This window comes from Phaeodactylibacter sp. (assembly GCF_022763345.1).
GTDB lineage: Bacteria > Bacteroidota > Bacteroidia > Chitinophagales > Saprospiraceae > Phaeodactylibacter.
Genome location: NZ_JALEGS010000039.1, coordinates 19,642 through 28,460 on the forward strand (window position 1 = coordinate 19,642; position 8,819 = coordinate 28,460).

Below are 8,819 nucleotides of genomic sequence, written 5' to 3' on the forward strand. Positions count from 1 at the left end.
CTGCCCGTTTCGACAAACGATACCGGGTAATAATAAGTTCAGGATTATGGCCGGAGGCTCAAAAGAAAATCCTAAATTTACGCACACTAAGAACCAACTAACCTTTTATGGATTCGGCAATTATCCTGGTATTTTTCCTTGGCTACCTGGCCATCGTATTTGAACATCCACTCCGACTTGACAAAACCGTACCCGCGCTCATCATGGCGGCAGTTGCCTGGGCGCTGCTGGCGCTGGGCTTTCACTACGGGTTGCTTTCGGTTGTTGACACCCACGAGCATATCTACAGCCTGGTTGGTGCGCACGATGCCCACGGCGAGGGGCACCACCTTGCTGAAGAAGGCTTTAACAACACTTTGCTCCATCATTTAGGTAAAACCGCAGAAATTCTCATCTTCCTGATTGGTGCGATGACGATTGTGGAAATTATCGACTTGCACCGGGGCTTTGAGGTGTTGAAAAGCTACGTAAAGACCAAGAGTAAACGGAAGCTGCTCTGGATTGTAGGAATACTCGGGTTTATCCTCTCTGCCATTATCGATAATCTTACCGCAACTATCGTACTCGTGACCTTGCTGCGCAAGATTGTACCCGATAAGAAGGAGCGCCTTTGGTTTGTAGCCCTCATTGTTATTGCAGCAAATGCAGGCGGTGCCTGGTCTCCAATTGGTGACGTAACAACGACCATGCTCTGGATTGGCAATAAGGTGTCGGCAGGTGGCCTGATCGAATTCCTGGTGGTCCCTTCTATCGCTTGTTTTGTGGTGCCGTTTACAATTGCGGCTTACTTCATGAAGCCCTTCCGGGGGGATATTACACTTGATGTTGACGAAAATATACAAGCGGGCAAATTACTGAGCAGCCGTACCATGTTGTTCCTGGGCCTGGGTGCTATCGTGTTTGTCCCGGTTTTTAAGACCGTTACGCACCTGCCCCCTTACCTGGGTATGATGCTTTCGCTGGGAGTGGTTTGGCTGGTTTCTGAATATATCCACCCGGAAGAGGATTTCTCGCATTCCCGGCGGGAAATGTACTCGGCCCATAAAGCCCTGTCCCGGATTGAAATGTCCAGTATCCTGTTCTTCCTCGGTATCCTGATGGCAGTCGCTGCCCTGGAAAGCCTGGTTTACGCTACGGTTATCCGTGATGGTGCAGAAGTTCAGGTGGGTACGCTCCGGTACGTGGCAGAGGTGCTGGACCGGGTCATTCCAAATCAGGACGTGGTTGTCATACTGCTCGGTTTCGCCTCTGCGATTATCGACAACGTACCGCTAGTGGCTGCCTCTATGGGTATGTACGAAATGCCTATAGACTCCAAGCTGTGGCACTTCATCGCTTACTCCGCCGGTACCGGTGGTAGTATGCTGATCATCGGCTCGGCAGCAGGTGTAGCTGCGATGGGCATGGAGCGTATCGACTTCATTTGGTACCTCAGGAAGATCGCGTGGCTGGCTTTGGTTGGCTTCCTGGCGGGAGCTGTGGTATTCCTGCTGATGGTGCCGCTGCTGTCTTAGACCGTATTCGGTCAAGGCAACAAAAAAGCGCTGTCAGGATTGTTCTGGCAGCGCTTTTTTGTTGGTAAAACCGCAAGAAAATTACTTTCTACCCAGCGCCTGCCCCACCGGACAGTCCATATCATGCGCCCCGGGCAGATATCCGGTGCTCATCAGGAACTCGCCGGTGATTTCTCCGCCTGTAAACTTAAAGGTCTTTTTAAAGAGCTTAACCCAATCAGCCTTAGGCTTGGGGTGATGGTGGTCCAGCCAGGCTTTGAAGCTGCCGAATTCTGCCTGCAGCTTTTGGATTTGCTGAGCGTTGTGAATGGCGGCATTTACCTTAAGCTTGTTGCGGATGATGCCCGCGTCCCGAAGCAATCTTTCCCGGTCTTCATCTGTAAAGCCCGCTACCGTGTTGATATCAAAATTGGCGTAAGCCGCTCTGAAGTTGTCGGCTTTTTTCAAAATGAGCTCCCAGGACAGCCCGGCCTGATTGATTTCCAGGATCAGCCTGCCGAACAGCTCGTTATCGTCGGTCAGTGGGAAGCCGTAGTGGTGGTCGTGGTACTGCCGGTGGACGTTGCCTGGGGGCAGGTCCCGCACAAATTCGCAATAGGAAGCCATAATGGTTTAATTGCCAAAGAACCAGCTCATGTATTTGTTCGCTTCATCATAAAGGTAGCCTTCACGGGCATCGAGGATGTCCTTGCTGACAGGGTTGACCTGCCAGGTCTCGTCAGTCCAGTATTCCAGTTTGCCACCAATGAAAATAAAGTGGGCGAAGGGCTGAGAAGCATAGAATAAGTCTGGCCCGGCGAAATAGAAAGTGGACAGACCGGTCATTTGGCCGCTATCATCAGGCTCCGTTACGGTCAGTTTAGTGGCTTGTTCGTTCTCGAGCCAAAGCTTGATGATGCGTCCGCTCACCATGCCCAATTCAGCAGGGAGGGTATCCACGATGGGCTCCACTGTGACAAGGCGCTCGTCAGTGGCATCTACGATGCGCTTCACCTTGGTGATCATGCGGTCTGCCAGTTCTTCTTCCGTTTGAGGGACGGTGTCTTCCGATGGTGCGGCAGAAGAAGTGCCGGATTTGGGATTGCAGCTGTACAGCAATAAGGCGAATGCAAAAAGGGGGAGTGCAGTCTTCATGGTGTAGGTTTTAGTCAAATGCCGCGATGGCGGAAATTTCAATATTGACAAATTTTGGGAGATTAGCGACTTCCACTAATTCCCGGGCAGGAGCGGTTGCTTCATCAAAATAAGTGGCATACACTTCGTTGATCCGGCCGTAGTTGTTCATATCCGAAACGAAGATGCTGCATTTGATGACATCCTCAAAGGTCAGATCTGCTTCTGCCAGGATTGCCCGGAGGTTCTCCATGACCCGCCGTGTTTCGGCTTCGATATCACCGGTCACCAGTTCGCCCGTTGCAGGGTCGAGGGCAATTTGTCCGGAAATGTAAAGCGTACCGCTGTGGATAATCGCCTGATTGTATGGGCCTACCGGTGCAGGCGCTTTGTCGGTCTGAATGATTTTTTTCATAGTGGGTACAGGTGAAACCAATAAAGCTCCTCATCGCGTCATTCGGATGGGAGCTCTATGGTATAGCTTAGATAAAGCCGGAGGGGTTTAAAACCCCGGGCTGTTTACTCTTCGATATCTGCCTTAATGAGCATCTTGCCGCGGTAGTACACGTTGCCGTCCAGGTCGGTGTACGAGCGGTGCAGTTGGTGCTTTTCACCAGTCGTTGCGCAGGTAGCGATGTTAGGCATTTTCGCTTTCTTGTGCGTTCTGCGCTTGTGCTTACGCTGCTTTGAGATTCTACTCTTAGGATGTGCCATCGTTATAACATTTTGAAAGGCATTACAGCCCTGAATTTATTAATTGTTGTTGCCCAGTTTCTTCAATTCGTCCCAGACCGGATTGGTCGTAGGCTCTTCTTCGGTCAGGTCCTCTGCGGCGCCGAGGCGGTCGAGCATTTCGTCATTGCAGGGGCGTGGCGAATCCGAGTCACAGTCGTAAATCTTAATCATGGGGAGAGCCAGGCACAGGTACTCGTACACGAAAGGTGCGAGATTGAGCTTGGGCAGCTCCGGGTGGATAAAGATCACGTCCGGGTCGTCTTCATCTTGAACGACTTCGTTTTCGACCACTTCGCTGATCTTGGCAATCAGTTGCTGTTCGCCCTCGATGGGCAGGCTGATTGGAGCCAGGCAGCGGTCACATTCGGTATCTACTGTCCCTTCAAAGTCAAAGTGGATAGTCAGCAGCCCGGGGCGTTTGTTCAGTTCAACGTTGAGCTGAATCTGGCTTTCACCTATAGGGGCATTTTCGAATGCGTCGAAGAACGCGCGATCAATCTGGAAGTCAAATTGATGGATACCTTCGTGCAATCCACGTAAGGGGATTGAAAAATTGATTAGCGGATCCATGTCAGTTGGCTTTTTAACAGTACCAGCTCTTTTGCCTGGTCCTGCGTCATTCAGTAAAAAGCGGATGCAAAGGTAAGTTTTTCCCTTGAAAAACAAAAAAATATCTACTGAAATGCACCAGTGTATTTCGATTTTAAGGTAAGGAAAACCCCAGACAATCAAAAAGGGACAGTGGGTTGTTTAAGTGCCTTTTGGTTAATTAATTTGTAGTTAACACCGCTTGGGCTGTGACGCTTGCGATTAATGCCTATTTTCGCAGCACTCCTTTAATAAAGCAACAACACCCCAAACTAATACTGCATAAAATGACCTCCTTCCTCTGTGCGAAGGGCTAATCTTGATTATGGAAAGCATGACTTTTAGTGTTCGGAGCTTATCTGAACTATCAGTGATCTTAGTCTTATTGGGGCTTTTGGCCACCAATATTGCATCAGGCCAAACCACGGTTTTATTATCTGATCCGGGGACAACTTATAACAATACGGATGCTGTAACTACAGATAATTACGGTCCTGTGCCAAGTGGTACCTGCGGTACAATTAGATATAGTGTTGACTATAGCTTTTCAGATGACTGGGAAGGGAGTGGAAATATGGAATCTGCTGATGAATGCACCTTTAATGGCGGATGTGCGGGGGATTTAAATACGCCTGCTTTAGATGGGTGTGACAATTGTTGGGACTTCCTCTACGTCATTTTTCTTGCAGATGGGGTGGAGGTTTACTCTGATGTAATTGGTGATGCTGGAACTACCGATGCGGAACAGTCAGGTACTATTACATTTGATTACTGTGCAAGTGGTATGGCATCAAATGTAGGTATAGAAGTTTACACTCAAACCTGGGCAAGCGCAGAGTCAGTTACATTCTCCAATGTAACAATAGAATGTGTAGAAGACTTTCCAGTATTACAACCTCTGGGACCCTATTGTGAGAGCGATCCCTCACAATCTCTACCAGGACTTCAGGATGGAGTACCTGGAACATGGTCAGGGCCAGGAGTTTCAGGTAACCAATTCAACCCCGGAATTGGTCAGGGTTCTTATGGAATTACATTTAACCCAAACGCTGGCACCTGTGCTTCTCCTGTTTCTATTGTTGTTAACGTAGCAGCAGCAACGAATCCAAATGTTTTAACTCCGCCCTCTATCTGTGAAACAGCAGCAGACTATAACCTTCCGGTAAACGTATCTGGCATCGATGGCACCTGGTCCGGCCCCGGTGTAGTCGGCAATGCCTTCGACCCCAACGCTCCAGCCACTGGTCCGGGTAACTACACCCTGACCTTTACGCCCAATCCCGGTGAGTGTGCAAACACTGCTACCGTAGAGGTGACCGTAAATCCCGCCCAGGACATCACCCTGACGAGCGCCACCGGTCCGTTCTGTGATACGGACCCGGCGGTCCCCTTAGCCATCAACCCCAGTGTGGCAGGTACCTGGTCGGGCCCAGGGGTGAGCGGCAGTACCTTTAACCCAGGCAGTGCTAATATTGGCAGCAATAACATCACGTTTACGCCCTCCGGGGGGGGCTGTCTGACCGCCGCATCTTACAACTTTAGTATCGAGGTGCAGTCGGGTACGCCCGTCACGCTGACCCCGGTAGGTCCGGTTTGTATTCTGGATGGCCCCCTGTCGCTATCGCCTACACAAAGCGGAGTGAGCGGTACCTGGTCTGGTGATGGTGTGAGCGGTAATAGCTTCAATCCGACAATAGCTGGTACAGGGAACACAATACTGACTTTTACGCCGTCTGGTGGTGGGAGCTGTACGGCCCCCGCCACAACTACCGTTACCGTGCAGCCCGAGCAGGTCTATACGCCATTGCCTCCACCCGGAAGCCCATTCTGCGAAAGCAGTTCGGTACCGGTTATACTCACAACTACCTTTAATGGTGTCTCCGGCAGCTGGAACGGCCCGGGTGTCTCCGGCGGCAATACCTTTACGCCTTCCGCTGCAGGGACGGGTACGATTACCCTGACTTTCGATCCGGTGCCGGGCGCTTGTGCCAGTTCTGCAACAGTGGTGGTAGAGGTGCAGCCAGAGCAAATACCCATTCTTGATAATCTTGGTGGGCCCTTCTGCTCCAGCGATGCCATTATCCCACTGCCGAACACCCAAAGTGGCATTTCAGGCACTTGGTCCGGCCCCGGCGTAGCAGGTGGTAATTTCGATCCTGCTCAGGCAAACACCGGCAATAACACCCTGACCTTTACACCCAATCCTGGTGTTTGTGCTGCCGCCGCAACGACTTCTGTAACGGTCAATGCCGGTCCTACGCCGAATCCGCCCAGCGGACCTATTTTGGTATGCATTGAGAGCGTCATTCCGCCTTTATGGACGGACAACCTGACCGACATTATTAACCAAATTAATGGCGGTACGGGGCAAGCCATCACTTGGTATCTCGATGCGGCCGGTACCAACGAAATTGATCTGGCAACTTATATCCCTACGGTGATTGCCTCCGGAGCTACACAAACCATCTACGCGACAGTCACAGATGGCAGCGGGTGCGAGTCCGCCACGGTCCCGGTGACCCTGACCTTTGAGTTTACGCCCGATGCCAACCCTATACCTCCAATTACAGCGTGCGAAGTGCCGGGTGGTACGATTGACCTCACGGTATACGACAACCAAATCAGTCCGGGCAATACCGTCAACTGGTATCAGGATGCGGGGGCGAATATCCCGGTTGGGAATCCATCGGCTTATCCGGCCGTCAGTGGCGGTAGCGTTTGGGCAACGGCCTCTGGCGGACTTTGCGAAAGCGATCCTGTACAAGTCACGTTCAATCTAACTCCTCAGCCGGTCATCAATCCGATTACTCCGGTGACCGCTTGTGGAAGCTATACCCTACCGCCCATTGCAGGCTCCAACCTGTCCGGTGGCGCGGCTTACTACAGCGCCCCCAATGGTACAGGGGCTTCCTTCAGCCCCGGGCAAACGATTACTGCTTCCGGCACCTACTATGCCTACGATAGTGCTGCCCCGGGCTGCGAAGATGAAGTATCCTTTCTGGTGACCATCACACCCGCACCGGATATCTTCCCACCCGCGTCACCGGTAACCAGCTGTGGGCCCTACACCCTCCCTGCCATTACCGGCACCGGGCTGACTGGCAATCAGGCTTACTACACAGGCTTTAATGGTACCGGGCAACAGTTTGCGCCGGGTTCATTGGTCACCACCTCCGGCATTTTGTTCCTATACGATGGCATACCTGGCTGTGACGATCAGGAGACCCTCGAAGTGATTATCGAAGAGCCACCGGTCGTCTTTCCGGTTTCGGATGTGCTGGCTTGCGATAGCTATACGCTGCCGCCCATTCAGGGGACCGGCATAGGTTCCAATGCTTTTTACTACACAGGCCCCAATGCCACCGGCAATATCCTCACGCCCGGTCAATCGGTGACCAACAGTCAGTTGCTGTATGTGTATGCAGGCACGCCCGGGTGTTTTGATGAAACCTCCTTACTGGTGACGATTGTGCCCGGCATTGAGATTACGCCTCTGTCCGATCAGTCGGCTTGCGCTTCTTATACTTTTCCGGCTATCAATGGAAATAACCTGACCACCTCCGCAGCCTACTTTACCGGACCGAATGGCACCGGCACCGGTTATGCGCCGGGTGAGGTGGTGACTACAGCTGGGACGTTCTATATTTATGATGACAATACGATTTGCAGTGACGAAGTGTCCTTTGAGCTTACGATTACCGATGAGCCGGTGCTGAGTTGTGCGGAAGATACGCCAGCCTCGGGGCTCGGTAACGCGGATGGTATTGGAAGTGTAGCCATCACGGGTGGTGCAGCCCCTTTCCTGATAGAATGGAGCGGCCCTGCCAGCGGTAACCTGAGTACCAGCGATGTCAATGTACTAATCGACAACCTTCCGCAGGGCGCTTACAGTGTGACCATAACGGATGATAATGGCTGCTCAGCTACCTGTACCTTTACTATTACTGCACCGGATTGTGCGCTGAATTTTGATTTTGATGTACAGGGCGCGACCTGCCCGAATGCATCTGACGGAGCTGTAGCCCTTACGGTGACGGGCGGCGATGGGAATTACACCTACAGCTGGAGCAATATGACTATGGCGAGCTCCATTACGGGCGTATTGCCCGGGGCGTATACGGTCACGGTCACGGATGGGACTGGCTGTCAGGCAGAAGGAGAGGTGGTCGTTGACACCCTGAACCTCGCTCCGCAATTGTCGGTCATGCCTGCAATGGACACCATTTGCGAAAGCAGCTGTGTGGATGTGGACTTTAGCTTCACCGGCACTCCACCGTTTAATTTATCCTATATGGTGCGCTCTGGGTTAGACACCCTTTCTTTCAGCCTCTTCAGCACTGCCGCTGACACTACAGTAGTTTTCTGCCCTTCTGACTCCCTGGCGGAGCTGCAGGATCTTATCTGGCAGTTTGGCGCCATTTCTGATGCAATTTGCGCCGATACGTTGACGCTGCAGGATACCATTGTAGTGCAGCCTACGGTTAGAGATACCCTTTCCGAGACTTTGTGCCCTGGTGAAACTTTAACCGTAAATGGTACACTCTACGATGCGGGTAATCCAATGGGGGCAGATACCCTTTCCGCTGCTGCTGTATCGGGTTGTGATTCCATTGTCGTGGTGATGATCGATTTCTTCCCGGCAGATACCAATTTTGTTGTCCAAACGCTTTGCACGGGCAGTAGCCTGACAGTCAACGGCACGGTCTACGACGAGGGGAACCCAAGCGGCTTCGAGGTGGTCCCGAATGGCACGGTGAATGGCTGCGACAGCCTGATCAGCATTGACCTTTCTTTTGAAAATGCCGTGGTGAACAATATTGTGGAAACCCTCTGCCCGGGCGAGAGCCTTACGGTGAACGGTACGCTTTA

At 52.0% G+C, this 8,819-nt stretch carries 7 protein-coding genes; 2 read left to right on the forward strand and 5 right to left on the reverse strand.

Going from position 1 to position 8,819, the window contains the following annotated elements:
• The first annotated feature begins 107 nt into the window (after window positions 1-107).
• Window positions 108-1,514 (forward strand): sodium:proton antiporter NhaD, encoded by a 1,407-nt coding sequence (nhaD, locus tag MRY86_RS10645; RefSeq protein ID WP_293567875.1) that lies wholly within the window; start codon window positions 108-110, stop codon window positions 1,512-1,514.
• Between the two features lie 81 nt (window positions 1,515-1,595).
• Here nhaD and MRY86_RS10650 read toward each other — a convergent pair whose 3' ends face one another.
• From MRY86_RS10650 to MRY86_RS10670, 5 genes are all read right to left on the reverse strand, one after another.
• The gene (locus MRY86_RS10650; protein ID WP_293567873.1) at window positions 1,596-2,120 is read right to left on the reverse strand and encodes a DNA-3-methyladenine glycosylase I; all 525 of its coding nucleotides are present in this window, start codon (window positions 2,118-2,120) and stop codon (window positions 1,596-1,598) included.
• Between the two features lie 6 nt (window positions 2,121-2,126).
• A complete protein-coding gene (locus tag MRY86_RS10655) occupies window positions 2,127-2,648 on the reverse strand; it encodes a hypothetical protein (protein WP_293567871.1) in 522 nt (173 codons plus the stop codon).
• Between the two features lie 10 nt (window positions 2,649-2,658).
• Complete coding sequence (locus MRY86_RS10660) at window positions 2,659-3,042, reverse strand: RidA family protein (protein ID WP_044223170.1); 384 nt, start codon at window positions 3,040-3,042, stop codon at window positions 2,659-2,661.
• Window positions 3,043-3,146: 104 nt separating this feature from the next.
• The gene (gene rpmF, locus MRY86_RS10665; RefSeq protein WP_044222668.1) at window positions 3,147-3,341 is read right to left on the reverse strand and encodes a 50S ribosomal protein L32; all 195 of its coding nucleotides are present in this window, start codon (window positions 3,339-3,341) and stop codon (window positions 3,147-3,149) included.
• A 39-nt stretch (window positions 3,342-3,380) separates the two neighbouring features.
• Window positions 3,381-3,932 (reverse strand): DUF177 domain-containing protein, encoded by a 552-nt coding sequence (locus MRY86_RS10670; protein WP_293567867.1) that lies wholly within the window; start codon window positions 3,930-3,932, stop codon window positions 3,381-3,383.
• Between the two features lie 352 nt (window positions 3,933-4,284).
• Between MRY86_RS10670 and MRY86_RS10675 the strand changes: the two genes are divergently transcribed.
• Window positions 4,285-8,819, forward strand: a 4,535-nt coding sequence (locus tag MRY86_RS10675) for a SprB repeat-containing protein (protein ID WP_293571431.1), incomplete at its 3' end; no start/stop codon positions are given.

Coding starts and splice junctions, on each gene's coding strand:
- nhaD (WP_293567875.1), top strand. CDS start 108: ATGGATTCGGCAATTATCCTGGTATTTTTCCTTGGCTACCTGGCCATC.
- MRY86_RS10650 (WP_293567873.1), bottom strand. CDS start 2,120: ATGGCTTCCTATTGCGAATTTGTGCGGGACCTGCCCCCAGGCAACGTC.
- MRY86_RS10655 (WP_293567871.1), bottom strand. CDS start 2,648: ATGAAGACTGCACTCCCCCTTTTTGCATTCGCCTTATTGCTGTACAGC.
- MRY86_RS10660 (WP_044223170.1), bottom strand. CDS start 3,042: ATGAAAAAAATCATTCAGACCGACAAAGCGCCTGCACCGGTAGGCCCA.
- rpmF (WP_044222668.1), bottom strand. CDS start 3,341: ATGGCACATCCTAAGAGTAGAATCTCAAAGCAGCGTAAGCACAAGCGC.
- MRY86_RS10670 (WP_293567867.1), bottom strand. CDS start 3,932: ATGGATCCGCTAATCAATTTTTCAATCCCCTTACGTGGATTGCACGAA.